Origin of the sequence: Micromonospora sp. NPDC006431, assembly GCF_042870725.1 — a bacterium.
Taxonomy (GTDB): Bacteria; Actinomycetota; Actinomycetes; order Mycobacteriales; family Micromonosporaceae; genus Micromonospora.
This window is the reverse complement of sequence record NZ_JBIAHQ010000021.1, coordinates 102147-125756: the sequence shown is the minus strand read 5'-3', so window position 1 is coordinate 125756 and position 23610 is coordinate 102147. Positions and strand designations below refer to the sequence as shown.

Genomic DNA, 23610 nt, shown 5'->3' with positions numbered 1-23610 from the left:
AGATCAAACGCTGCCTCAAGCGCTACATCGCCCGAGAGCTCTACCGACGCCTCGAAAACCCACCCCAGCCACTTGACGCGGCATAGGAGCGTCCGCCCGCCGACATCCGGCAGTGCTGCCAGGAGACGCACGGAACGAGTGGTTGTCCGCGGCGAAACAACCACACGTTCCGGGAAAGCGGGGCCGCCGGTGGCGGATGGTCTTGCCACGCGGATGCGAAGGCCTAGGGCCGGCTCTTCGCCTTTTGTCGGGCGTAGTAGGCGCGGGCGCGGTTGCGGTCGCCACAGTCCTTCGTGTTGCACCAGCGGCGGTTCCGCCGCGGTGATGTGTCGAGATAAACCCAGCCGCACTTGGCGTCTTCGCACTGGTGAAGGCGGTCGAGGTCGTTGCGCTGGGTGAGAGCCACGAGCCCGCGGACGATGCGATTGCGGGGCAGGCGGAGGTCGGTTTCCCGGTCTCGCCATTGCCAGCGGTCGCCCGTGCGAACCAAGTCGGCTGCGGCGATCGCCGCCCGGTACATGCCCGCGAGGTCTGCGGCGGCGGCGTCGTCATCCTCGAAGAGAGCTGCGTAGGCCCTCTCGCGCGCTTCGATGACCTGTTGCCGTTCCCGCTCGGCCCAGGCGTCGTCCCGGCCGGCGAGGTCGCGCAGGGCCACGGCCTCGTCTGCACTGATCAGGTCGGACTCGACGCACCAGTCGACGACGTCGGAGAAGGTCTTCAGGTTCTCGGTGCGGTCGCGCCCGCCAAGGCGCCAGTCAACGGTGTTCACCAGGTCGAGCATGCGGTCGCCCGCGATGTGGCCGAACCTCACCATCAGCTCCTCTCATGGCCAAAAGCATTGTTGCATGTGAGACCGCCCCCTGGCATGCTCATCCCCAATCGGCCAATCACCCATGAGAACACCACCAGGAGACTGATCGTGCCTGCCGCCGCCCCACGCAGATCGTTCACTGCACTGTGGGCGTCCCAAGCGTCCTCAAACCTCGCCGACGGGCTGCTGCAGGCCGCGGCACCGCTGCTCGTCGCCACGCTGACCCGTGACCCGCTCGCGGTGGCAGGCATGACGGTGGTGCAGTTCCTGCCCTGGCTGATCGCGACCCTGCCCGCCGGCGCGATGGCCGACCGGGTGGACAGACGTCGGATCCTCACCGCTGGCAACTGGCTGCGCGCGGCCGGGTTCGCGCTGCTCGCCGTGGCCTTGGCGAACGGATGGCACCACGTCACACTGCTCTACGCCGCAGTGTTCCTAGCCGGTTGCGCCGAGACGATGGTCGACAACGCCGCCCTGGCCATCCCGCCCCGTCTCCTGCCACGCGAGCAGCTCGAGCGCGCCAACGGCCGATTGTTCGCGACCCAGTCCGTCATCAACACCTTCATCGGTCCGCCGGCCGGGGCGGCGTTGTTCGCGCTGGCAGCATCAGCGGCCTTCTACACCGGCGCGGCCGCGTTCGCCCTCGCCGGCCTGGCAGCTCTGCTGCTGCCCGCGCTGCGCCCCACCAGCGAGGAACAGAAGGGCCGCCGCTCGACCCCGACCACGATCACCCAGGACATCCGCTCCGGATGGGCCCACTTCTGGCGCCACGACCTGCTGCGCCGAGTCGCGTTCATCTCGGCGGCAATCAACTTCTTCGGCGCGGCCACCGGCGGCGTGCTCGTTCTGCTGATCACCGGCCCGTACCAAATGCCCATGTCGCGCTACGGCCTGTTCGTCGCCGTTCCCGCCGCCGGTGCGATCGTCGGCTCACTGCTCGCCGGACACGTCGTGCCCCGCATCGGCGGCGGCCCCACCACCTGGCTCGCCGCCCTCGCCCCGGCCGCCAGCTACGCCATCCTCGGCCTGGGTCACCACACACCCCTCGCCCTTGCCGGCATGTTCTGCGCTGCCACTGCCACCTCGCTGAACCAGATCGTCGTAAGCACCCTGCGCCAAGCAGCAGTCCCCGACGAACTCCTCGGCCGCGTCACCGCCGCCTACCGCCTGATCGTCCTGGGTGTCGTCCCCCTCGGAGCCCTCGCCGGCGGCTTGCTCGGACGCAGCCTGGGGATCCGCGCCCCCTTCATCGCCGCAGCCCTCGGACTCGTGCTCGCCGCGCTCCTGCTCGCCTCCCGGGTCACCACCCAAGCCCTCCGTGACGCCGAAACAACCCATCACGACGAAGCGATGCGCCAGGCCGCGGGCTACGCCTTCACGGGTCCGCCTACTTCACGCGATTGACCAACGTCCCCGATCAGTACACCTAGAGGCGGATACCCAGGAGGGCGTCGACGGTGTCCGCGAAGAGCTTCGGGGCAGCGGCGTCGTCGGCGACCCCGGCCAGAGCCTGCGCGGCCCAGGCGTCCGCCACGGCCAGAGCGCCGGGCGTGTCCAGGTCGTCGGCGAGGCGGGCGCGCACCCCGGCCAGCAGCTCGTCCCCAGCCGGCCCGGCCGGCAAGGCGGCGGCCCGCCGCCAGCGGGCCAGCCGCTCCTGCGCCGCGACGAGCAGCTCGTCGGTCCACGAACGGTCGGCGCGGTAGTGCCCGCTCATCAGGGCCAGCCGGACCGCCATCGGATCCACCCGGTCCGCCCGCAGCCGGGACACGAAGACCAGGTTGCCCCGGGACTTCGACATCTTCTCCCCGTCCAGGCCGATCATGCCGGCGTGCACGTAGTGGTCGGCGAACGGCGCCTGGCCGGTCAGCCGCTCGGCGTGCGCCGCCGAGCACTCGTGATGCGGAAAGAGCAGGTCGTTGCCGCCGCCCTGCACGGCGATCCGGTCACCGAGCAGGTTCAGCGCGATCACCGTGCACTCGATGTGCCAGCCGGGGCGCCCGGCGCCCAGCTCGCCGCCCGGCCAGGACGGTTCGCCCTCCCGGGCCCCGCGCCACAGCAGCGGATCCAGCGGGTCCCGCTTGCCGGCCCGCTCCGGGTCGCCGCCACGCTCCGGGAAGATCTCCAGCATCTGCTCCCGAGAGAGGTTCGACTCGTAGCCGAACTCGGGGGCCGCGCTGAGGTCGAAGTAGACGTCGCCGGTGCCGTCGTCGAGCCGGTAGGCCGCACCGTCCTTGAGCAGCACCAGGACCTTCTCGGCGATGTCCGGGATCGACTCGACCGCGCCGACGTAGTGCTCCGGCGGGATGATCCGCAGCGCCTCCATGTCCTCCCGGAACAGGGCGGTCTCCCGCATGGCCAGGACCTTCCAGTCCTCGCCGTCGCGCTCGGCCCGCTCCAGCAGCGGGTCGTCGATGTCGGTGACGTTCTGCACGTACCGCACGGACAGGCCGGCGTCCCGCCACATCCGCTGCACCAGGTCGAACGCGATCATGGTGGCCGCGTGCCCGAGGTGGGTGGCGTCGTACGGGGTGATGCCGCAGACGTACATCGAGGCGACCCCGTCGGGCTCACTGGAGTGGACACCTTGCCGCGCCGAGTCGTACAACCCCAGCGGCTGGCCCTTGCCCGGCAGCCGCGGCACCTCGTGTCCCGCCCAAGACTCCATGACCGTCAGCCTAACGATCCGTCAGGCGCTCGGGTGCCGCGCCTCAAGTGATCAACGCGACAACGGCTCACATGGGCGGCCAGGGCATCGCCGGCCACTCCTGCGGGGGCAACGGGAACCGCCCGCTCTCCCGCAGCCGGTCCACCCGGGCCGCCAACTCGGCGACCTCACCGATGGTGAGGTGCTCGGCCAACTCGTCGCCGAGCGTACCGGTGAGCTGCCCGGCCAGCCCGTCCAGCATCTCCACCGCGTCCGACGGCAACTGCCGGCCCGCCCAGCCCCACAGCACCGTACGCAGCTTCTCCTCGACGTGGAAGCAGACGCCGTGGTCCACCCCGTAGATCCGGTCGTCGGGGCCCACGACGACGTGACCGCCCTTGCGGTCGGCGTTGTTGATCACCGCGTCGAGGACGGCGAGGCGGGCCAGGCGCGGGTCGTCGGCGTGCGCCAGGGCGTACGCGGCCCCGTCGTCGTCCCGGGCCGCGGCGACCGGGAACCAGCGCGGCGGCAGAGCGTCGGCGGGAACGAAACCGACGAGCGACTCAGCGTCCTCGGGCTCGTCGATCCAGAGCTGGCAGGAGCCGGGGCCGAACGGTCCGTCCCGCAGCACGGTGGGCGGCACCAGATCCCAACCGCTCGCCCGGGAGACGAGATAGGCCGACACCTCCCGGCCGGCGAGCGTCCCGTCCGGGAAGTCCCAGAGCGGACGCTCGCCGCGGACCGGCTTGTAGACACAGCGCGCGGCCACCCCGTCGCGGGTGAGGATCCCGCGCAGGGTGGTGTTCGAGGCCTCGACCAGCCGCCCCTCCAGGGTGAGCTCACCGTCGGTGAGCAGCCGCAGCGCAGCGGCTCCGTCCTGTCGGGGCTGGAGTTCCGACGAGGTCACCGGTGATAACCGTTGTGCCGCGGGCAGAGGTGCCCGGCGGGGTCCAGGGGTTGGCCGCAGAGCGGGCAGGGCGGACGGCCGGCGTTGACCACGCGGCGGGCCCGCTCGATGAACGCGCGGGTCGCCTCGGGGGTCAACCGCACCCGCAGCCGGTCGAGGTCGTCGTCCGGCTCGTCCGGGTCCTCGTCCTCGTCGTCGTCGGCCTCGCCCAGCGCGACCTCGACCTCAGTCTCACCGGCGGCGATCGCCTCGATCACCACGGTGGCGCTGTCCACGTCGAAGGCCAGCCCCAGCGTGCCGACCCGGAACTCCTCGTCGACCGGGGTGTCCAGCGGGTCGTTGTCGCCGACGACGGGGGCCGCCTCCGGCAACTGGACGCCGAACCGGCGCTGCGCCTCGGCGAGCAACTCCTCCAGCTTCTCGGCGAGCAGGGACACCTGGACCTTCTCCAGCGCGACGCTGACCAGCCGGCCACCGCCGCGCGCCTGCAGGAAGAACGTACGCTCCCCCGGCGGGCCGACGGTTCCGGCGACGAACCGCTCCGGCGGCTCGAAGGCGTGCACCTGGTGGGTCATACCCACGACCCTATCCGGCGGGTGGAACCGCCGCGCAGCGCACCGACGCTGAATCCGCCCACGGCGAAACACCGGCGCCCACGGGGGCCGTTCCCGGGCGTGGCGGACCGGCTCATCGGCTCACTCCTCGCGCTCACGGGGCCACCTCAGTTCGCGACTGCGGGGCTCGCAAGACCGGCTCACTCCTCGCGCTCACGGGGCCGCCCCCGCGCCGCCGCCCACCGCCGCATCCGACTCCGTGGCCCGCGCCGCGCGCCGCCGGCGCTTCCGCGGCGGCGGCACCAGCCCGCTCAGATCACCGCCCGTGTCGTTGAGCCGGACCAGGAACGGCCGCAGCGGCGTGTAGCGGATCGCCGTCACCGACGCCGGGTCCGCGACGATCCGCTGGAAGAGATCCAGGTGTACGCCGAGCGCGTCGGCCACGATGGCCTTGATCACATCGCCGTGGCTGCACGCCAGCCAGACCGCCTCCGGCCCGTGCTCGGCGGTGATCCGGGCGTCCCAGGAACGCACCGCCGCGACCGCCCGCGCCGACATCGCCGCCATCGACTCCCCCTCGGGGAAGACGGCCGCGCTCGGGTGCTGCTGGACCACCGGCCAGAGCGGCTCCTTCGCCAGCTTCTTCAGCGGCTGCCCCTCCCAGCTGCCGTACCCGCATTCGATCAGCCCCTCCTCCACCACCGGCTCGGCCTGCGGCAGAGCCAGCTCCAGGGTCTGCCGGCAGCGGACCAGCGGGCTGGTCACCACCGCCGCCAGGGGCAGCCCCTTCAGCCGCTCGCCGACCGCCGTGGCCTGGGCGCGACCGGTCTCGTCCAGCTCGACCGGCTGCCGGCCGGCCAGGCCGCCGTCGGCATTCGCGGTGGTCCGGCCGTGTCGCAGAAGCAGAAGGGTTGCCACCCTGACCACCCTAGGCGGTATTGCGTCCCTTCTCGGGTCGCCGCTGTGCGGTGTGGCCCGCCGTACCCCGTCGTGGCCCCTCCGGGCCCGTCTTGGGTCGCTGCCGACTTTGATGGCGGTTGGGGGTGTGGCCCACCGTGCCCGGCTCCGGGCGGTCAGGCTTGATCCCTCCGCCGGTCACCGCGGGCCACAGCCGAGTCGCGGTCCAGCGCCGTCTGGCTGTCCGGCGTGCGCGGTTCGCGCCCCGGGTACGGCATGCGTACCTGCACACGGTCCACGCCTCGGCGGGGGTTACCAGCTTGGCCGCCGGTTTCGCCGAAAGTGTGGCCTCCCGTCCTGGCCCGCCCGTGATCGACTCCCTGTCGGGGATGTCGCGGTGTAGGCGCGTGTCGGTTACCGCCGTTTCCGCGACATGGAGTGGATCAAGGGCGGTTCGCGCCCACTTGACGGGCTGTTGTGGTGGGCGATGTCCGGTTTGTGGGCGTGGTCGGCGGCATCCCGGGCCCGGAATGATGGGCGGCCGGGGGTCGTTGAAGATGGGTGCACGGCTGAGGTAGGCACACCCCGTGAGATGGGGTGGTCGGGCCCGGAATGTTGGTGGGCCGCCGGTCGTTGTACATGGTCCCGGCGCCGCGAAAAGGCGAACCCCTGTTGCCCCGCGAGCCGCTGGTCGAAAGACTTTTCCCCCTTCTTTGAGCGCCTGACGGTGCTTGCGCACGCTGTCCGACCCCCATCGGGCTGTGTGGTGCGCCAACCCCCGAATGGAGCTTTGATCATGAACTCGATGCTGCGTAAGAGCATTCTTGGTGTTGCTGGTCTGGCTTTCACCGGTGGTGTGTTCGCCGGCCCCATCGCCGCCCACGCCGCCGATGCCCCGGCCACCGCTGCCAAGCCCGTCGCGGCCGTGCAGGCCGACAAGCCGGACATGGGCAAGCTGGTCCCGCATGGTGTGCAGGGCACCCAGTCGAAGATCACCCTGAACGACGAGCAGACCGCCAACGCGAAGGCGATCATCGCCGCCACGAAGAAGGCCGGCCTGCCGGAACGGGCCGCGGTGATCTCGATCGCCACGAGCCTGCAGGAGTCGAAGCTGGAGAACCTGGGCCACCTCGGCGACGCCAACGACCATGACTCGCTGGGCCTGTTCCAGCAGCGCCCCTCCAGCGGTTGGGGCACGCCGGAGCAGATCACGAACCCGGAGTACGCGACCCTGGCGTTCGAGAAGGGCCTGAAGCAGATCGACGGCTGGCAGGACATGCCGCTGACCAAGGCCGCCCAGACGGTGCAGGTGTCGGCCTACCCGGACGCCTACGCCCAGTGGGAGCAGCAGGCCGCCGACCTGGTCGCCCAGCACTGGAACAGCTGACCCAAACAGCCGACCCAAACAGCTGAGCACCACAGCTGACAACCGAACAAGCACACAACGCCGCTGGCCGGCACCCCAAACGCGGGTGCCGGCCAGCAGCGTGTCTGGGGCTGTTGTCTCCAGATCTTGGACAGTTGCCGTCAGCAGCAGAACAGAACGCTGCCCAAGACCAGTAGCTCAGGGCGGTGCGTACCAAAAGGAAGACCGCAACCGGCGGGCGGCGAAGGCGCACGACGGGGCTGGGGGCGACCGTGCCCGGCGCAGGGATCAAGCGTGACCGCCCGGAGCCGGGCACGGTCGCCCCCAGCCCACAACCGGAAAGCAGGGATCAAACCCCGAAGCCGCTCACCCTCGCCCCCAGCCCCAGAAAAGCGAGAGCCAGCCGAGGAAGAGGGGCTACGTGGCCTGGATCGTCCCGGTGAGGAGCAGGCACAGAACGAGGGTGCCGAGCGCCACCCGGTACAGCACGAAGAGGTACAGGGTGTGGTGGGCGACGTAGCGCAACAGCCAGGCGATGGCCGCGTAGCCGATGGCGAAGGCGATCACCGTGGCGACCACCATCTGGGCCACGCTGGGTGCCGCAGTGCCCGGTTCGGCGGGCTCGAAGACGTCGCCGAGGCTGAACACGCCGGACAGCACCACGGCGGGGATGGCGAGGAGGAACGAGTACCGGGCCGCCGTCTCCCGGGTGAGGTTGAGCAGCAGGCCGAAGGTGAGCGTGCCGCCGGATCGGGAGACGCCTGGGATGAGCGCCATCGCCTGGGCGAAGCCCATGACGATGCCGTCGCGCATCCGGAAGTTCTCCAGCGTGCGGGTCTGCCGCCCCCAGTACTCGGCGAAGGCCAGCACCAGCGCGAAGAAGATCAGCGTGAAGGAGATCAGGTACAGGTTCCGGGCCGTGTCGCGGATCGCGTCCTTGAACAGCAGGCCGAAGACGCCGATCGGGATGGTGCCGATGATGACGTACCAGCCCATCCGGTAGTCGAGGCTGGACCGGACCGAGCGGTCCCACATGCCGATCACCCAGGTACGGACGATCCGCCAGATGTCCTTGAAGAAGTAGATGAGCACCGCCGCCTCGGTGCCCAACTGGGTCACCGCGGTGAACGACGCGCCGGCGTCCCGGCCGAAGAAGATCGCAGAGGTGATCCGCAGGTGCCCGGAGGACGAGACGGGCAGGAATTCCGTGAGCCCCTGGACGATGCCCAGGACGATGGCCTCGACCCAGGTCACTCGCCGACTCCGGACAGCTCGAGGGCCTCGGCGACGGTGCGCAGGGTCTGCACGCCGCTCTCCCGGTCAGCGACGAAGAGGGTCACCGACAGGGTGGTGACGCCGGCCTCCGCGTACTCCCGCATCCGCTCGGCGATGCGCTCCTTCGGACCGAGCAGCGAGGTGCGGTCGATGAACTCGGTCGGCACCGCGGCGGCCGCGTCGCGCTGCCGCTTGGCGAGGTAGAGGTCCTGCACCTCGCGGGCCGCGTCGCCGTAGCCCATCCGGATGGCGAGCTGGTTGTAGAAGTTCTGCTCCCGGCTGCCCATGCCGCCGACGTAGAGGGCGGCGTACCAGCGGACCAGTTCGGCGCAGGAGGCGACGTCGTCGCCGATCACCACCGGGACGGACGGCACCACGTCGAAGCCGGTCAGCTCCTCGCCGCTCCTGGCCCGGCCGGCGCGGACCGCGGCGAGCTGCTCCTCGGCGAACTCGGGCGCGTAGAAGATGGCGAGCCAGCCGTCCGCGATCTCGCCGGCCAGCTCCAGGTTCTTCGGGCCGACAGCGGCCAGGTAGATCGGGATGTGCTCGCGCGGTGGGTGGAAACCCAACCGGAGCGCCTTGCCCGGGCCGTCCGGCAGCGGCAGCGTGTAGTGCTCGCCGTCGTATGCGACCTCCTTGCGGGCGATCGCCAGCTTGACGATGTCGACGTACTCCCGGGTGCGGGCCAGGGGCTTGGCGAAGCGGACGCCGTGCCAGCCCTCGGAGACCTGCGGGCCGGAGACGCCCAGGCCGAGCCGGAACCGGCCGCCGGAGAGCGTGTCGATGGTGGCGGCGGTCATCGCGGTCATCGCCGGGGTACGGGCGGGGATCTGCATCACCGCGCTGCCCACGTCGATCCGCTCGGTCTGGCCGGCGATCCACGCCAGCATGCTCGGCGAGTCGGAGCCGTAGGCCTCCGCCGCCCACACCACCGAGTAGCCGAGCCGGTCGGCCTCCTGAGCCAGGGCCAGATGATCGGCCGGCGTGCTCCACGCCGTCTGGTATCCGAGGCTGAGCCCGAGTCGCACTGGTCCTCCCACCGTCCGCACCACAGGTCGCATCAGGTTACGCAATGCCGGTGGCCGAGCCGGTCACCGGCTCACCCCCGACCGCGTCACAGCTCGCCGGGCTGGGTGGAGCAGGAACTTGACTCCGGGCGAGGATATCGGTGACGCGAGGTTCGAAATAAGGTTCACCCATGCAACAGCGACCGCTCGGCCGAAGCGGGCTGGCGGTTTCGCGGCTCGCGCTCGGCACCATGACCTGGGGACGGGATACCGACGCCGACGACGCGGCCGCCCAGCTGAAGAGCTACCTCGACGCGGGCGGCAACCTCGTCGACACCGCCGACGTGTACGCCGACGGCGACGCCGAGTCGGTGATCGGCTCGCTGCTCGGTAGCCTGGTCGCCCGGGACGAGCTGCTCATCGCCACCAAGGCGGGGCTCCGGCCGGGCAGCGGCCGCCGGCGGGACAACTCCCGCGGGCACCTGCTGCGGACCCTGGAGGCGTCGCTGCGCCGGCTCGGCACCGACCACGTCGACCTGTGGCAGGTGCACGGGTACGACCCGGACACCCCGCTGGAGGAGACCCTCACCGCCCTGGACCACGCCGTGTCCAGCGGCAAGGCCCGGTATGTGGGGGTGTCGAACTTCTCCGGCTGGCAGACCGCCCGGGCCGCCGCCTGGCAGGCCGCCTGGCCGGGGCGCGCCCCGGTGGTCGCCGCGCAGGTGGAGTACTCGCTGCTGGAGCGGGGCGTGGAGCGCGAGGTGCTGCCCGCCTGCGAGGCGCTGGGGCTGGGCGTGCTGCCCTGGTCGCCGCTGGGCCGCGGGGTGCTCACCGGCAAGTACCGGCACGGCCGTCCGGCCGACTCCCGGGCCGCGTCGCCGCACTTCGAGCGCTTCGTCGCCACCTACCTGGAGCCGCGCTGCTCCAGCATCGTGGAGGCGGTCGCCACCGCGGCCGGGGGGCTGGGCGTGTCGCCGCTGGAGGTGGCGCTGGCCTGGATCCGGGACCGGCCGGGGGTCACCGCGCCGATCCTCGGCGCCCGCACCGTGGGGCAGCTCCTCGGCGCGCTGCAGGTGGAGCGGATGACCCTGCCGGAGGAGATCGTCACCGCGCTCGACGACGTCTCGGCGGTGCCGATGGGCTACCCGGAACGGGACGGCTGAGGCCCGTCGCGCGGATGCCGGACGGCCGGACGGCGATCCGGGTCACCGTCCGGGGTGGCGGTGGACCACCGGGCTGGGCAGCATAGAGGGCATGGACTACGAATACGCGCCGCTGCGGTTGCCTGCGAATGTCGACCGGTTGACCGCCGCGGCGCAGCTGGCGATCCAGGCGGAGTTCTCCGGATGGGAGCTGGCCCGGGTGCGGCTGTACCGGGACGGGACGCGGCAGGTGATGCTGCGCCGCCGCCGGGTCAACCAGCCGCAGCCGGGCCTGTCGTACTGAGGACGGCCGGACCGGGCCGACGCGGTACGCCCCCGGGGCCCGGACCGGACGATCGGGCCCCGGGGGCGGCGTGGCCTAGTGGGCGTGGTCGTGTTCCTCGTCGAGCTCCAGGAACGGGTGCTCGTCGAGGCGGCCCACGAGACGGTCGTCGGCGGCCGGCTGGAACGGGCCGAGCGGGTCGTCGTCGTCGAACGACTCCAGGTCGACCGGGCTGCTGACCTCGCTGACCATGACCAGGCCGTCGAGCGGCTCCAGCTCGGGGACGTCCAGCGCGCTGAGCGAGCCGTCACCGCTCTGCAGCAGCTCCAGCACGGCCTCGCCGACTCCCTCGACCGGGGCCGGCTCGTCCTCCTCGGGGGTGCCCTCGCGGCGGGCCGCCTCGGCCGCCCGGATCAGGGCGGACACGCTCGGCACCCGGTAGTCCCGGCGCTGCCGGACCGAGATGGCGCGCGGGTGCGGGTCGGTGGCCTCGACCCCCTCGACGCCGCCGAAGCGCTCGTCGGCCTCGTTCGGGTCGATCGACTCCACGTCCCACGGGGTCACCTCGCCGAACGCGTCGAGCAACTGCTCGTCGTAGGCGAACGAGGCATTGTTCAGAGCGACGTACGCCTGCCAGACGTTGTCGTCGTCGATCCGGCCCTGGGCGGCTCGGACGGCGGCCAGGTGGGCACGCGCCGCGTCAATCACCCGCTCCAGGGCGGCGTCCAGCTCACCGTGCTGGTCGGTCATGTGTGGCAGTCCCTTCGGATGGGGGGAGATTCCGCGCCGACGGTGACGTGACGGACACGGCTAGCAGCTGCGGAGAAACCGGTCGAGAACCCGCACGCCGAACTGTAGCCCGTCCACCGGAACCCGCTCGTCGATGCCATGGAACAGCCCGGAGAAATTGAGGTCGGCGGGCAGCCGCAGCGGCGCGAAGCCGAAGCAGCGGATGCCGAGCTGCGAGAACGCCTTGGCGTCGGTGCCCCCGGAGAGCATGTACGGCACCGGGCGGGCGCCCGGGTCCTCGGCGCGCAGGGCGGCGGACATGGCGTCGACCAGGTCGCCGTCGAAGGTGGTCTCCAGGGCCGGCTGGCGCTGGATGTACTCGATGGCGATGTCCGGGCCGATCAGCTCGCGCAGCTGCCGCTCCAGCAGCTCCGAGTGGCCGGGCAGGCTGCGGCAGTCGATGGTGGCGGTGGCCCGGCCGGGGATGACGTTGTCCTTGTAGCCGGCGGCCAGCCGGGTCGGGTTGGCGGTGTTGCGGATGGTGGCGCCGATGATGTTGGCGATCGGGCCGAGCTTGGCGATCGCGGTCTCCGGGTCCTCCGGGTCGATCTCGATGCCGAGCACGTCGGAGACCTCTTCGAGGAACGCCCGCACGGTGTCGGTGACGACCACCGGGAAGCGGTGCCGGCCGACCCGGGCGACCGCCTCGGCGAGCGCGGTGACCGCGTTGTCGTCGTGCACCATCGAGCCGTGGCCGGGGCGGCCCTTGGCGTGCAGGCGCAGCCAGTCGATGCCCTTCTCGGCGGTCTCGATGAGGTAGAGCCGGCGCTGCTCGTCGACCGAGTAGGAGAAGCCGCCGACCTCGCCGATCGCCTCGGTGCAGCCGTCGAAGAGGTGGCGGTGCCGCTGGGCGAGGAAGTGCGCGCCGTAGTCGCTGCCGGCCTCCTCGTCGGCGGTGAAGGCGAGCACGATGTCCCGCGACGGGCGCACCCCGGCGCGCTGCCAGCCGCGGACCACGGCGAGCACCATGGCGTCGAAGTCCTTCATGTCGATCGCGCCGCGGCCCCACAGGTAGCCGTCACGGAGCTCGCCGGAGAACGGATGCACCGACCACTCGTCGGGGTCGGCGGGCACCACGTCGAGGTGGCCGTGCACCAGCAGCGCGTCCCGGCCCGGGTCGGTGCCGGGAATCCGGGCGACCAGGTTGGCCCGGCCCGGCGCGGACTCGTGGAGCTCCGCGTCGACGCCGACCTCGGCGAGCTTCTCCGCGACGTACTCCGCGGCGCGGCGTTCCCCGACGCTGGTGTCGTTGTCGCCGGTGTTGGTGGTGTCGATGCGCAGCAGGTCGCGGCAGAGGTCCACGACCTCGTCGGAGGGGTCGGGTCGGGCGGAGGCGGGGTCGCTCGTCATCGCTTCTTCATACCAGCCGGTCCCGACGCCCGGTCCGCCCCGCCCGGCGGCCGGTTTCACGGATCGCGGGTACGGGTACCGCCGGTGGCGTTCCCGCACCGGGGACCCGGGCCGGCGGCGCCGCCGATCCCCCGCCGGCCATCAGTCGAGGAGGGCATCATGACCGTCCCCCTGCCGCCGCTGCCGCCCGCCGCGGACGACGTGTACCGGCCGGGTGGCCGGAGCCTGATCGACCTCGTGGCGCGGGAGCACGCCGCGCTGCTCGGCCTGGCCGGGCAGGTCACCGACCCGGACCTGCCGGCCGAGCGTCGGCGCGAGGTGCTCGACGTGCTCACCGCCGTGGTGTCCCGGCACCTGTCCGCCGAGGAGCAGTACCTCCTCCCCGCCGCCCGGGCCGCCGTGCCGGCCGGCGCGGAACTGGTGGACCGGGAGATCGAGGCGGACGCCGGGCTGCTCACCGCCCTGCGGGAACTGTCCGGGCCGGACGACCCGGCGCTGGCCGAGGTGGCCGACCGGGTACGCCGGCACGTCGACCGGGTCGCCGAGCTGGTGGCGCCGCTGCGCGAGGTGGCCACCGACGCCGAGCTGATCCGGCTGGGCAACCGGTGGGAGATCGCCGAGGAGGCGGCGCCGACCCGGCCGCACCCGGGCACCCCGGCCACCCCGCCGTGGAACAAGCTCGTCGAGCCGGCGGTGGGGGTGTTGGACAAGGTCCGCGACGCGGTGACCGGTCGGCGTACCCAGCTGTCCGATCTGGAGCGGCCGGGGAAGCACTGAGTCGACCCCGGCCGCCGTGTCGACCGACGGCCGACTGATCGGCGTACACCGATGGCGGACGGGCCCTTCCGCATCCCCGTTCGTGGTCCTACCGTCACCGTATGAATCTGGAGCTGCGACATCTGCGGGTGGTCTGCGCGATCGCGGAGACGGGAAGCGTCACCAAGGCCGCCTCGATGCTCGGCCTGGCCCAGCCGGCGCTGACCGCCCAGCTCCAGCGCATCGAGCGGGCTCTCGGCGGTCCGCTGTTCGACCGGGACCGCCGCGGCGCCCGCCCCACCGCGCTGGGCGAACTGGTGCTGGACCGGGCCCGGGTGCTGCTGCCCGCGATGAAGGGCCTGCAGGACGAGGCGGCCCGGCTGGCCGGGGCGGCCGACCCGCTGACCCGGTACCGGTTCGGCGGGGTGAACAGCCCGATCCTCGGCCGGCTGGTGCACCGGCTCGCCGCCGAGCGGCCCGACGTGCGGATCAGCACCTACGCGTCCTGGTCGGTGGACGAGCTGGCCCAACTGGTCGCCGGTGGCCGGCTCGACTTCGCGCTGACCGGGGTGTGCGGGGACGCCGCCCCGTCGGCGGAGTTCGGGCTGAGCTGGCGGGAGGTCGCCGTCGACCCGATCTTCGTGCTGCTGCCGCAGACCCATCGGATGGCCGGCCGGGACGAGGTGCGCCTGGTCGACCTGCGGCACGAGCAGTGGGTCGCGGCGCCCGGGGAGGGCTGCTTCGGCGACTGCTTCGCCGCCGCCTGCGCCCGCGCCGGCTTCACCCCCCGCAAGCTGTACGAGGCGGACGTGCGCGGCTGCCTGGACCTGGTCGACGCCGGCGAGGCGGTGGGCCTCTGCCAGGCCACCTTCCGGCCCGTCGCCGGCCTGGTGACCCGCCGGCTGGCTGGTACGCCGCTGCGCTGGCGGCTGCTGCTGGGCTGGCACCCGGACGCGCCGGCCGCCCGGGTCGCCGAGACGGTGCTCGAGACGGCCGTGGCGGCGTACACCGACGCGCTGGCCCCGCACCCGGACTACCTGGCCTGGTTGCTGGGTCGTCCCGACTTCGGTGCGCAGGTGGCGGCGGCCGGCGGAGTGCGAACCGCCTGAGCGCGGGTATCAGGGCGACATGACTGATCTGTACCCTGCCGCCGACCAGCGGGAGTTGCTGCGCCAGGCGGCCGCCGCGCACACCGCCGCCTCCACCGACCTGGAGGCGTTCCTACGCCGGTTGCCGGAGGTGCCCGACCCGGCGGACATCACCGAGTACGCCAACCTGCTCAGCCGGGAGGAACGGGCCCGCGCGGAGCGGCAGGCCGCCGCCGACACGGCCGGCCTGGAGCTACCCAGCATGGAATCGTCCGACTAGCGCACGGCACGGCACCCGGGACTCCCCCGGGTGCCGTCGGCCGGTCCGGTCAGCGTTCGACCAGGACGTCGTGCCCGAGGTCGAGCAGCGAGTACCGCCACTCGTTGTCGACGTTGCCGCCGCTCGGCCGGGCGTCGATGAGGTCCTGGATGCGGTCGACCGCCTCCTGCATCACCTCGATGTCCTCCCGGGTGAGGTCCACCTTGCGTTTGCTCAGCACCCGCAGGATGTGCCGGCCCGGCTCGGGCAGGTCCATGTTCGGGGCGGGGCCGAACGACTCCTCCCCCGAGCCACGGGTCAGCAGCCACTGGCGCAACTGCTCGGAGGGGACGTTCACCAGGGCGTGGAAGTCGTCCCAGAGCACGTCGACCTCGGGATCCACGCGCTGTTCGCGTACCATCACGCCTCCTCTTCCGGCGGCGGCCCGGACGGCGTCCGGTCGCCCTCGTCGGTCTGCTTCTTCACACCCTCCGGCGGCACCTTGACCCGCGACGGGTTCGCCGTCGGCGGGCTCACGATCGGTTCGCGCCGCTCGGTTTCCTCCCGGCTCTCCTCCGGCTCGGTCATCTCGTCCCGTTTCCGGTTCATCGTGGGTGCGAGGTGCTGGCGGCGACGTAGTCGCGGTCCCCGCTGCCGACCTCGATGGACAGCTGCCCGTCCCGCGCGTCGACGACGACCTTCTGGCCGGGCGAGACCTGGTGCTCCAGCAGCATCCGGGAGAGCCGGTTGTCGACCTCCCGCTGGATCACCCGGCGCAGCGGGCGGGCCCCGAACTCCGGCTGGTAGCCGTGCTCGGCCAGCCAGTCGATGCCGGCCGCGGTGAACTCGACCTGGATGTCCTGGGCGTGCAGCCGGCGCTTGGTCTCCTCCAGCATCAGCTCGGTGATCTGCCGCAACTGCTCGGCCTCCAGCCGCTGGAAAATGATCACCTCGTCGATCCGGTTGAGGAACTCGGGCCGGAAGTTCTCCTGCAGCCGGCGCATCAGACGCTCCCGCAGCTCGCTGGCCTCCTGCTCCCGGCCGGGCTCGCCGACGCCGAAGCCGACCGTGCGCTGGGTGCCGGTGATCATCTCCGACCCGAGGTTGCTGGTCATGATCAGGACGGTGTTCTTGAAGTTCACCGTGCGGCCCTGGCTGTCGGTGAGCCGGCCGTCGTCGAGCACCTGGAGCAGGATGTTGAACACATCCGGGTGCGCCTTCTCGATCTCGTCGAGCAGCACCACCGCGTACGGGCGGCGGCGCACCGCCTCGGTGAGCTGGCCGGCCTCCTCGTAGCCGACGTAGCCGGGCGGGGCGCCGACCAGCCGGCTGACCGTGTGCCGCTCCTGGAACTCGCTCATGTCCACCCGGACCATCCGGTCCGCCTCGCCGAAGAGCGCCTCGGCCAGGGCCCGGGCGAGCTCGGTCTTGCCGACGCCGGTCGGGCCGAGGAAGAGGAAGCTGCCCATCGGCCGGTCCGGGTCCGCCAGCCCGGCACGCGAGCGGCGCACCGCCTCGGCCACCGCGCTGACCGCGTCGTCCTGCCCGACGACCTTCTCGTGCAGGTACCCCTCGAGCCGCAGCAGCCGGTCGCGTTCCTCCTCGGTGAGCTGGTTGATCGGGATGCCGGTGGCTCGGGAGACCACCTCGGCGATCTCGGTCGGCCCGACCGTCGGCACTTCGGGGCTCTCCCCGTCGCCTTTCGCACGGCGGACCTGTTCCTCCAGCTCGGACACCCGGTCGCGCAACTGGGAGGCCCGCTCGTACTGCTCGTCGGCGACCGCCTGCTCCTTGTTGCGGCGCACCTCGTCGAGCTGCCGCTCCAGCTCGCGCACGTCCTCGGCGGGGGTACGGGTACGCAGCCGCACCCGCGCGCCGGCCTGGTCGATCAGGTCGATCGCCTTGTCCGGCAGGAAGCGGTCGGTGACGTAGCGGTCGGAGAGCTCGGCGGCGGCGACCAGCGCCTCGTCGGTGAAGCGGACCTGGTGGTGCGCCTCGTAGCGGTCGCGCAGGCCGCGCAGGATGGCGACGGTGTCCTCGACGCTCGGCTCGGGCACGAAGACCGGCTGGAACCGGCGGGCCAGCGCGGCGTCCTTCTCGATGCTGCGCCGGAACTCGTCCAGCGTGGTCGCGCCGATCACCCGCAGCTCGCCGCGGGCGAGGGCGGGCTTGAGCATGTTCGAGGCGTCCATGCCGCCCTCGCTGCCGGCGCCACCCGCGCCGACCAGGGTGTGGATCTCGTCCAGGAAGATGATCAGCTCGTCCTTGTGGGCCCGGATCTCGTCGATCACCTTCTTCAGCCGTTCCTCGAAATCGCCCCGGTAACGGGTGCCGGCCACCAGGCCGGCGAGGTCGAGCTGGATGACCCGCTTGCCGATCAGGGTCTGCGGCACATCGCCGTCGCAGATCCGCTCGGCCAGCCCCTCCACGATCGCGGTCTTGCCGACGCCGGCCTCGCCGATCAGCACCGGGTTGTTCTTGGTCCGCCGGGACAGGATCTCCACGGCCTGCTCGATCTCGTCGGCCCGGCCGATGACCGGGTCGATCTGGTCGTTGCGGGCCAGCTCGGTGAGGTCCTGCCCGTACTGGTCGAGGGTGGGGGTGCCGCGGTCCGGGCGGGGGGCGCCGCCGCGTTCCGCGCTGGCCGCCTGGAGCGACTCCGGCTGGATCCGGCCCGCGGCCAGCATCCGGCCGGCCGGGGACTCCGGGTTCAACGGCAGGGCCATCAGGATGTGTTCGGGGCCGATGTAGTTGGCACCCATCGCCCGGGAGAGCTGGTGGGCGTCGAGCAACGCCCGCTTGGCCGCCGGGGTGAGCGAAAGGTTCGGCGGCACCTCGCCGCGCGGCGCCCCGTCACCGCGCCCGCCGAGTGCGTTGACCAGGGCGTCCGGGTCGGCGCCGGCGCGGCGTACCAGATCGCGCAGCGGCTCCCGCTGCAGCGCCGCCCAGAGCAGATGGTCGGTGTCCAGGTCGTTGCTGTGCTTCTGCGCCGCGCGCCGGGCCGCGTCGGCCAGCATCTCCCGCGCGTCGGCGGTCATCAGCCGGGTGATGTCGACCCGGTGCGCCGGACGGCGTCCCCCCTCGCCGCGACCGAAGTACCGGGCCAGGAACTCGTCCCACGGGTCGGAGCCGAAGTCACCGGGTCCCATCATCTCTGTCCTCCGCTCCTCAGACGCGGCGCGCCCCGCCGGGCGACTGGCGCGGCACGGTCGGCGGTGGCTACCCGGCGGTCGGCGCGACAAACGCCTCCGGATGGCAGGCTGGGGGCATGGCGGACACGGCGCTGCTGATCGTCGACGGCGCGAACGTGGTGGGCTCCCGGCCGGACGGCTGGTGGCGGGACCGGGCCGGGGCGGCGGCGCGGCTGCGCGACGCGCTCGCGCCGCTGGCCGACCGGGGCGTACCACCGGAGCTGCCGCCACCCGTGGACGTGGTGCTGGTGGTGGAGGGCGCGGCGCGGGACGTGCCGGCCGCGCCGGGGGTGGCCGTGGTCGCCGCACCCGGGTCCGGCGACGACACCATGGTCGAGCTGGTCGCCGCGGCGCCGCACCGACGCCGGGTGGTGGTCACCGCCGACCGGGAGCTGCGGGCCCGGGTGGGTGCGCTGGGCGCCGAGGTGCACGGGCCACGCTGGCTGCCCCCGGACGTCCAGCGCCGCGGGCCCGTGCGGTGACCGGGGTACGCCCGGCGGGGTGACTCGTGCACGGGACCAGGCGGTTCGCCGGCGGGACCGGGGCCGTCCGGGCGAAACGGCTTCCGCGCACGTCAGGGGATTGATCGGACAGCCGGGCAGGAACACCGCGAGGGCGGATGTTCGCCCATCCGGCGGGATGGGTTGTAATGGAGATCTCCCTTGCCCCCAGGAGGTCCCCCGTGGCGAGCGTCGCCGAGCTGAAGGCAGCCATCGATGTCGCCCTCCAGCAGATAGGTGACGGGCAGACAGCCGTGCAGGCGGCCGGTGAGAAGCTGGCCGAGGCGCAGCAGACCCTGGCCGGCGCCCTGGAGGGCAGCGGCCACGAGACGGTGGAGGCGGCCCAGGCGTCGCTGACCCAGGCCAGCCAGGAGCTGGAGGAGTGCCTCGCCGCCACCCTTGTCGCGGTCGAGCAGGCGCAGCTCTACGTCGCCACCCTGTAGGGGCGGGACGTGTCCATCATCGAGGACGTCGGCGGGCAGGTGCGCGCCGCCGCCGAGGAACTGCCGCTGGCCCAGCTCGCCGTGGCGCTGGAGAAGTTCGGCCAGGCCACCGAGCGGCTGCGCTGGGTGCGGCAGGAATCGGCGAACCCGCTGGGGGTGCCGGAGCTGTCCGCCGCGACCGAGCACGCCGAGACCGCCGGGTACGCGCTGCGGGTGGCCCAGGAGCAGCTGTCCGCGTACCTGGCCGCGATCGGGCTGGCCGCCGACGGCGCGCCCGCCCCGACCGGCGAGCAGCGCCGGCCGAAGCACGACGCGCCCCGGGGTGAGACGCCGCCGGCGGCCCCGGACGCAGCGGCCGAGCAGGGCGAGCAGCCGGCGATGCGGCGCTGGTGGTCGGTGCGGGTGGCGGAGCTGACCGGCGGCCGGGAGAGCGCCCCGGACGAGCCGGACGCACGGGTCGGCGACTCCCGCGAGCTGCTGCGCCGGGTGGTGACCGGGGTCCGCTCCGGCGACCGGGCCCGGCTGCACGCGGAGCTGCGCCGGGCACACGCCGACGTCGGGCTGGGGCTGGCCGCGATCGCCCCGCCACTGCTGCGCGACCTGGCCGGGGAACTGCTCGGCCACCCGCCCCGCGCCGACGACCTGGCCCGGCTGCGCCGCGAGCTGGACGGGCGGGTCCGCGACCTGCTGCCCGGGCTGCCGCCGCCGGTGCTGGACACCCTGCTGACCCGGGTCTGCCGGATGCCCCCGCCCCGCCGTTCCGGCGAGCAGGAACAACCGCACGCCGCGGATCCGGCGGTCACCGCCGGGGTGGTCACCGGGGTACTGCTGGACCGGCTCGGCCGCGACCTGCCCAACGACGCCGACGAGCGGGAACCCGGACGGGGTACGCATGGCTGACGTCCGCGCCCAGATGGTGTCGCGGGTCCGGGGGCTGCTCTCCGAGGCACTCGGGGCCACCCGGCACCGGCTGGCCGCCGCCGACGCCGACCTGGCCGCCCGCCGGGACCGGCTGGTCCTCGTGCGACGCGCCGCGGCGGACGTACCGGAGCGGGTGGGCGCCGCCCGCGACCGCCGGCTCGCCGAGATAGACGCCCGGCACACCACGCGGATCGCCGAGCTGGCCCGGCGGGCCGCCGCCGCGGCCGAGCGGGAGGCGCCGGGCGCGGCGTCCGCGCCGTGGGAGCGGTGGCGACCCACCCCCGCCGACCGCGCGGAGACCCCCGGCGCGGTACGCGTCGGCACGGTGCGCATCCCCGGCGCGGAACCGCTGCCGGCGCTGGTGCCGCTGCTGGACGCCGGTCACGTGCACCTCGCCGGCAGCGACCGGGAGGGCATCGCCGCGGTGGTGCCGGCCCTGCTGCTGCGCTCGCTGGGGCGCGCCGACCCGGGCAACGTCCGGCTCGTCGGGTACGACCCGGAGCACCTGGGCGGCGGGCTCGCCGGGTTCGCCCCGCTCGGCACCGCCGGCCTGCTCACCTTCGTCGGCCCCGGCGGGCTGGGCCGGCTGCTGGACGACCTGGTGGAGCAGATCCGCCGGATCAACGAGACCGTGCTGGCCGGGGAGTACGCGTCGCTGCGCAAGCTGGCCGCGACCACCGGCCGCCGGCCGGAGCCGTGGCGGGTGGCGGTGCTGCTCGGCGGCGACGAGCTGTCCCGACACGAGCGCGGCCAGCTCGACCGGGTGGTGCGGACCGGGGCGGCCTGCGGGGTGCACCTGGTGGTCCGCGGCATCGAGCTCCCCGACGACCCCACGGTCACCCGGGTCGTGGTGGAGCCGGACGACGCCCGGATCGGCGGGCTGTCGGTGGCGCTCGACCCCCCGCCCCCGCCCGGGCTGGTCACCGAGACGTGCCGGGAGACGGCCTCCCGGGTCAACGCCGGGCCGCCGCCGGCGCCCTTCACCGACCTGCTGCCCCTGCCCGAGGACTATTGGCGGGCGGACTCGGCGCACGGCCTGACCGCGCCGATCGGCGAGGGCCCGCACGGCCGGCCGGTGCAGCTCACCCTCGGCGACTACCCGCCGCACGCGCTGATCGGCGGCCCCTCCGGCACCGGGAAGACCAACCTGATCTTCGCCTGGATCGGCGCGCTCGCCGCCCGCTACTCCCCCGCCGAGCTGGAGTTCTATCTGCTCGACTTCAAGGAGGGGGTGTCCTTCGCGCGGTTCGCCCAGGGCCGGCGGGACCCGAGCTGGCTGCCGCACATGCGGCTGGTCGGGATCAACGTGAACACCGACCGGGAGTTCGGCCTGGCGCTTCTGCGCTTCCTCGCCGAGGAGCTGCGCCGCCGGGCGGACGCGGCGAAGAAGCACGAGGTCACCAAGCTGGCCGAGCTGCGCGCCGTGGACCCGACCGGGCACTGGCCCCGGATCGTCGCCGTGGTGGACGAGTTCCAGGCGCTGCTGGCCGGCCGGGACGTGGTCGCGCGGGAAGCCGCCGACCTGCTGGAGGACCTGGCCCGGCGCGGGCGGTCGCAGGGCATCCACCTGGTGCTCGCCTCGCAGGACGTCCGGGGCATCGAGGCGCTGTGGGGGCGACCCGCCCTGGTCGCCCAGTTCACCCTGCGGATCGCGCTGCCGAAGGCGCTGCGCATCCTGGCCGAGCGCAACGACGCGGCGCAGTCGCTGCCCCGGCACCACGCGGTGGTGAACGCCGAGTCGGGGCTGGCCGAGGGGAACCAGGTGGCCCGTATCCCGTCGGCCGGCGACTGGGAGACGTGGAGCGAACTGCAGCACCGGCTGTGGCGGATGCGCCCGCAGGACGCCTCCCCGGCCCGGCTCTTCGACGGCGACGCGATCCCGAAGCTGGCCGAGGCGCCGGACTTCCGGGCGCTGACCGCCCCGGAGCAGGGGGTGCCACGCAGCCCGGTCGCGCTGCTCGGGGAGATCATCGACGTGCAGGCCCGCTCGGCGGCGCTGCGGCTGCCCCGGGCGCCCGGGCGCAACCTGGCCGTGCTCGGCACCCGGGTGGACGAGGCGTGCGCGGTGCTGGACGCCGCCGCCCGCTCGCTGGCCCGGCAGCACCGCCCCGGCACGGCCCGGTTCTCCATCGCCTGCCTCGACCCGGACGCCGACCCGGCCGCCCGCGCCCTCTACGAGGACCTCGCCGACGACGCCGCCTGGTACGACGAGGAAACGGTCCCCGAGCTGATGGCCGAGGTGGGCGACTCGCTCGGCGCCCCGGGCACCCCGAACAGCCCGCACTATCTGCTGCTCTACGCGGTCGACGCCGCCGCCGGACAGCTCGCCGGCAGGGCTGGCCGGCGGACCGGGCTGGAGCAGCTGCGCCGGATCCTGCACGACGGCCCGGAACGGCGTACGCACGTGCTGGCCTGGTGGCGCGGGGTAGCCCGGATGCGGGCCGACCTGGGCGGCCCGGCGGCGCGTACCGACCAGATCGGGGCCTGGGTGGCGCTCGACGTGCAGGGCGCGGAGCTGGGCTCCTCGCTCTACCCGGGCACCGGCGGGCCGGACTGGTACCCCCGCCCGTGGCGAGGGCTCTACTTCGACCGGGCGGTGCACCGCACCGGCCAGGTGATCATCCCTTATGGTCCCTCCCGATGAACGAACCGGTCGCCAGTGAGACGTACGCCGCCCAGATCCGTCGGCTCGCCGAGCTGACCGCCCGGGTGGCGGCCCAGCGCGCCGAAGCGCACACCTGGTACGCGCAGCAGTGCGCCACCGCCGACCGGGCGGTGGCGGAGGCCACCGAGCAGGTCCGCCGGGCCGAGGCGGAGGTGGCGGAGGCGCGGGAGCTGGTGGAGCGGGTCGACACCGAGGCCGCCCACCTGTGGGGGCAGCTGCGCGCCCGGATCGGCAGCGGCGGGCGGCGACTGGGCGAGCTGCCCGGGCCGGCCCGGGACGCGACCGGCGATCCGGTGCCGCTGCTGCACGGGGTACGCGAGGTGCTGGACCGCACCCGTCAGCCGGGCGAGCTGCCCGGCTCGGCGAACCCGCTGCTGGTGGGCTGCGGGGTCGGCGGCGCGCTGGTCGCGTACGCGCTGGGGATGGGGGCGCGGGCGCTGGGCGACGGCTCCCGCGGGGACCTGGCGGTCGGCCTGCCGGTGCTGGCGCTGGTGGTCACGCTGCTCGGGCCGCTGGTGGGGCTGGCCCCGGCCCGGCTGCTGGCCGACCGCCGGCACGCCGTGCTGACCCCCCGCGCGATCACCTTGGTGGCCGCCGCCGGCCTGGTCACCACCGTCCTCCTCCTCGCCCTAGCCCCCCGCTGACCGCCCACCACCCGCGGCTTGCCGGCGCCAGGCCCCGCCCGGTTGATCATGAGGTTGGCGGCGAGCGGCACCCAGCGGGTCACGCCGCCAACCTCATGATCGACGCGACCTAGAGGCG

General features: G+C 73.3%; 24 protein-coding genes. 12 read left to right on the top strand and 12 right to left on the bottom strand.

From position 1 onward, the window contains the following. Window positions 1–223 precede the first annotated feature (223 nt). Window positions 224–814 (bottom strand): CGNR zinc finger domain-containing protein, encoded by a 591-nt coding sequence (locus ACFYM6_RS28570; RefSeq protein ID WP_387280455.1) that lies wholly within the window; start codon window positions 812–814, stop codon window positions 224–226. Here ACFYM6_RS28570 and ACFYM6_RS28565 point away from each other — a divergent pair. Continuing rightward, window positions 797–2215, top strand: coding sequence for an MFS transporter (locus ACFYM6_RS28565; protein WP_387280453.1), 1419 nt, complete (start codon window positions 797–799; stop codon window positions 2213–2215). The two genes, ACFYM6_RS28570 and ACFYM6_RS28565, sit on opposite strands and share 18 nt — an antisense overlap. Before the next feature lie 22 nt (window positions 2216–2237). Here ACFYM6_RS28565 and mshC read toward each other — a convergent pair whose 3' ends face one another. The 4 genes from mshC to ACFYM6_RS28545 all read right to left on the bottom strand — a co-directional run bounded on the left by mshC (window position 2238) and on the right by ACFYM6_RS28545 (window position 5843). After that, window positions 2238–3476 carry a cysteine--1-D-myo-inosityl 2-amino-2-deoxy-alpha-D-glucopyranoside ligase gene (gene mshC, locus ACFYM6_RS28560; protein WP_387280451.1) on the bottom strand — a complete coding sequence of 413 codons (1239 nt, stop codon included), beginning with the start codon at window positions 3474–3476 and terminating at the stop codon, window positions 2238–2240. A gap of 67 nt (window positions 3477–3543) precedes the next feature. Then, window positions 3544–4362: an SCO1664 family protein gene (locus ACFYM6_RS28555; protein ID WP_387280449.1), complete on the bottom strand. Its 819-nt coding sequence runs from the start codon at window positions 4360–4362 to the stop codon at window positions 3544–3546. Next, a complete protein-coding gene (locus tag ACFYM6_RS28550; RefSeq protein ID WP_073840130.1) occupies window positions 4359–4937 on the bottom strand; it encodes a DUF3090 domain-containing protein in 579 nt (192 codons plus the stop codon). Before ACFYM6_RS28550 ends, ACFYM6_RS28555 begins: the two co-directional genes overlap by 4 nt. A 192-nt stretch (window positions 4938–5129) precedes the next feature. Further along, the gene (locus tag ACFYM6_RS28545) at window positions 5130–5843 is read right to left on the bottom strand and encodes a histidine phosphatase family protein (protein ID WP_387280446.1); all 714 of its coding nucleotides are present in this window, start codon (window positions 5841–5843) and stop codon (window positions 5130–5132) included. A 766-nt stretch (window positions 5844–6609) separates the two neighbouring features. On the opposite strand from ACFYM6_RS28545, the gene ACFYM6_RS28540 reads away from it, so the two are divergent. Then, window positions 6610–7200, top strand: coding sequence for a hypothetical protein (locus tag ACFYM6_RS28540; RefSeq protein ID WP_387280443.1), 591 nt, complete (start codon window positions 6610–6612; stop codon window positions 7198–7200). A gap of 396 nt (window positions 7201–7596) precedes the next feature. On the opposite strand, the gene ACFYM6_RS28535 is transcribed toward ACFYM6_RS28540, so the two are convergent. Together ACFYM6_RS28535 and ACFYM6_RS28530 are read right to left on the bottom strand one after the other, a co-directional pair. Further along, a complete protein-coding gene (locus tag ACFYM6_RS28535; RefSeq protein WP_387280441.1) occupies window positions 7597–8433 on the bottom strand; it encodes an undecaprenyl-diphosphate phosphatase in 837 nt (278 codons plus the stop codon). Beyond that, on the bottom strand, window positions 8430–9482 hold the full coding sequence (locus tag ACFYM6_RS28530) for an LLM class F420-dependent oxidoreductase (protein WP_387280439.1): 1053 nt from the start codon (window positions 9480–9482) through the stop codon (window positions 8430–8432). Before ACFYM6_RS28530 ends, ACFYM6_RS28535 begins: the two co-directional genes overlap by 4 nt. 170 nt (window positions 9483–9652) lie before the next feature. On the opposite strand from ACFYM6_RS28530, the gene ACFYM6_RS28525 reads away from it, so the two are divergent. Beyond that, window positions 9653–10624, top strand: a complete 972-nt coding sequence (locus ACFYM6_RS28525; protein ID WP_387280437.1) for an aldo/keto reductase — start codon at window positions 9653–9655, stop codon at window positions 10622–10624. A 91-nt stretch (window positions 10625–10715) separates the two neighbouring features. Beyond that, a complete protein-coding gene (locus tag ACFYM6_RS28520; protein WP_073838148.1) occupies window positions 10716–10907 on the top strand; it encodes a DUF5703 family protein in 192 nt (63 codons plus the stop codon). Between the two features lie 75 nt (window positions 10908–10982). Here ACFYM6_RS28520 and ACFYM6_RS28515 read toward each other — a convergent pair whose 3' ends face one another. Continuing rightward, window positions 10983–11636, bottom strand: a complete 654-nt coding sequence (locus ACFYM6_RS28515; protein ID WP_387280434.1) for a hypothetical protein — start codon at window positions 11634–11636, stop codon at window positions 10983–10985. Window positions 11637–11696: 60 nt separating this feature from the next. Beyond that, window positions 11697–13025, bottom strand: a complete 1329-nt coding sequence (locus ACFYM6_RS28510) for a M20/M25/M40 family metallo-hydrolase (RefSeq protein WP_387280432.1) — start codon at window positions 13023–13025, stop codon at window positions 11697–11699. A 159-nt stretch (window positions 13026–13184) separates the two neighbouring features. Here ACFYM6_RS28510 and ACFYM6_RS28505 point away from each other — a divergent pair, with 159 nt between their 5' ends. The 3 genes from ACFYM6_RS28505 to ACFYM6_RS28495 all read left to right on the top strand — a co-directional run bounded on the left by ACFYM6_RS28505 (window position 13185) and on the right by ACFYM6_RS28495 (window position 15149). After that, entirely contained in the window at window positions 13185–13802 is a 618-nt protein-coding gene (locus ACFYM6_RS28505) for a hemerythrin domain-containing protein (RefSeq protein ID WP_387280430.1), read from the top strand. Window positions 13803–13903: 101 nt separating this feature from the next. After that, complete coding sequence (locus ACFYM6_RS28500) at window positions 13904–14890, top strand: LysR family transcriptional regulator (RefSeq protein ID WP_387280428.1); 987 nt, start codon at window positions 13904–13906, stop codon at window positions 14888–14890. Between the two features lie 19 nt (window positions 14891–14909). Then, window positions 14910–15149: a hypothetical protein gene (locus tag ACFYM6_RS28495; protein WP_387280426.1), complete on the top strand. Its 240-nt coding sequence runs from the start codon at window positions 14910–14912 to the stop codon at window positions 15147–15149. A gap of 49 nt (window positions 15150–15198) precedes the next feature. Here the strand turns inward: ACFYM6_RS28495 and ACFYM6_RS28490 are convergent, their stop codons facing one another. From ACFYM6_RS28490 to ACFYM6_RS28480, 3 genes are read right to left on the bottom strand one after another with little or no spacing between them, the layout of a single operon-like run. Continuing rightward, window positions 15199–15549: a DUF3140 domain-containing protein gene (locus ACFYM6_RS28490; RefSeq protein WP_073838154.1), complete on the bottom strand. Its 351-nt coding sequence runs from the start codon at window positions 15547–15549 to the stop codon at window positions 15199–15201. Then, window positions 15549–15737, bottom strand: a complete 189-nt coding sequence (locus tag ACFYM6_RS28485; protein WP_357442568.1) for a hypothetical protein — start codon at window positions 15735–15737, stop codon at window positions 15549–15551. Before ACFYM6_RS28485 ends, ACFYM6_RS28490 begins: the two co-directional genes overlap by 1 nt. Then, window positions 15734–18280, bottom strand: a complete 2547-nt coding sequence (locus ACFYM6_RS28480) for an ATP-dependent Clp protease ATP-binding subunit (RefSeq protein ID WP_387280424.1) — start codon at window positions 18278–18280, stop codon at window positions 15734–15736. The genes ACFYM6_RS28485 and ACFYM6_RS28480 overlap by 4 nt, the downstream gene beginning before the upstream one ends. A 116-nt stretch (window positions 18281–18396) precedes the next feature. Between ACFYM6_RS28480 and ACFYM6_RS28475 the strand changes: the two genes are divergently transcribed. From ACFYM6_RS28475 to ACFYM6_RS28455, 5 genes are all read left to right on the top strand, one after another. Beyond that, entirely contained in the window at window positions 18397–18801 is a 405-nt protein-coding gene (locus tag ACFYM6_RS28475) for a hypothetical protein (RefSeq protein WP_387280422.1), read from the top strand. Between the two features lie 200 nt (window positions 18802–19001). After that, window positions 19002–19262, top strand: a complete 261-nt coding sequence (locus ACFYM6_RS28470) for a hypothetical protein (RefSeq protein ID WP_030504016.1) — start codon at window positions 19002–19004, stop codon at window positions 19260–19262. Between the two features lie 9 nt (window positions 19263–19271). Beyond that, window positions 19272–20162: a hypothetical protein gene (locus tag ACFYM6_RS28465; RefSeq protein ID WP_387280420.1), complete on the top strand. Its 891-nt coding sequence runs from the start codon at window positions 19272–19274 to the stop codon at window positions 20160–20162. Continuing rightward, a complete protein-coding gene (locus ACFYM6_RS28460) occupies window positions 20155–22827 on the top strand; it encodes an FtsK/SpoIIIE domain-containing protein (protein WP_387280418.1) in 2673 nt (890 codons plus the stop codon). Before ACFYM6_RS28465 ends, ACFYM6_RS28460 begins: the two co-directional genes overlap by 8 nt. After that, window positions 22824–23492, top strand: coding sequence for a hypothetical protein (locus tag ACFYM6_RS28455; protein ID WP_387280416.1), 669 nt, complete (start codon window positions 22824–22826; stop codon window positions 23490–23492). The genes ACFYM6_RS28460 and ACFYM6_RS28455 overlap by 4 nt, the downstream gene beginning before the upstream one ends. The last annotated feature ends 118 nt before the right edge of the window (window positions 23493–23610 follow it).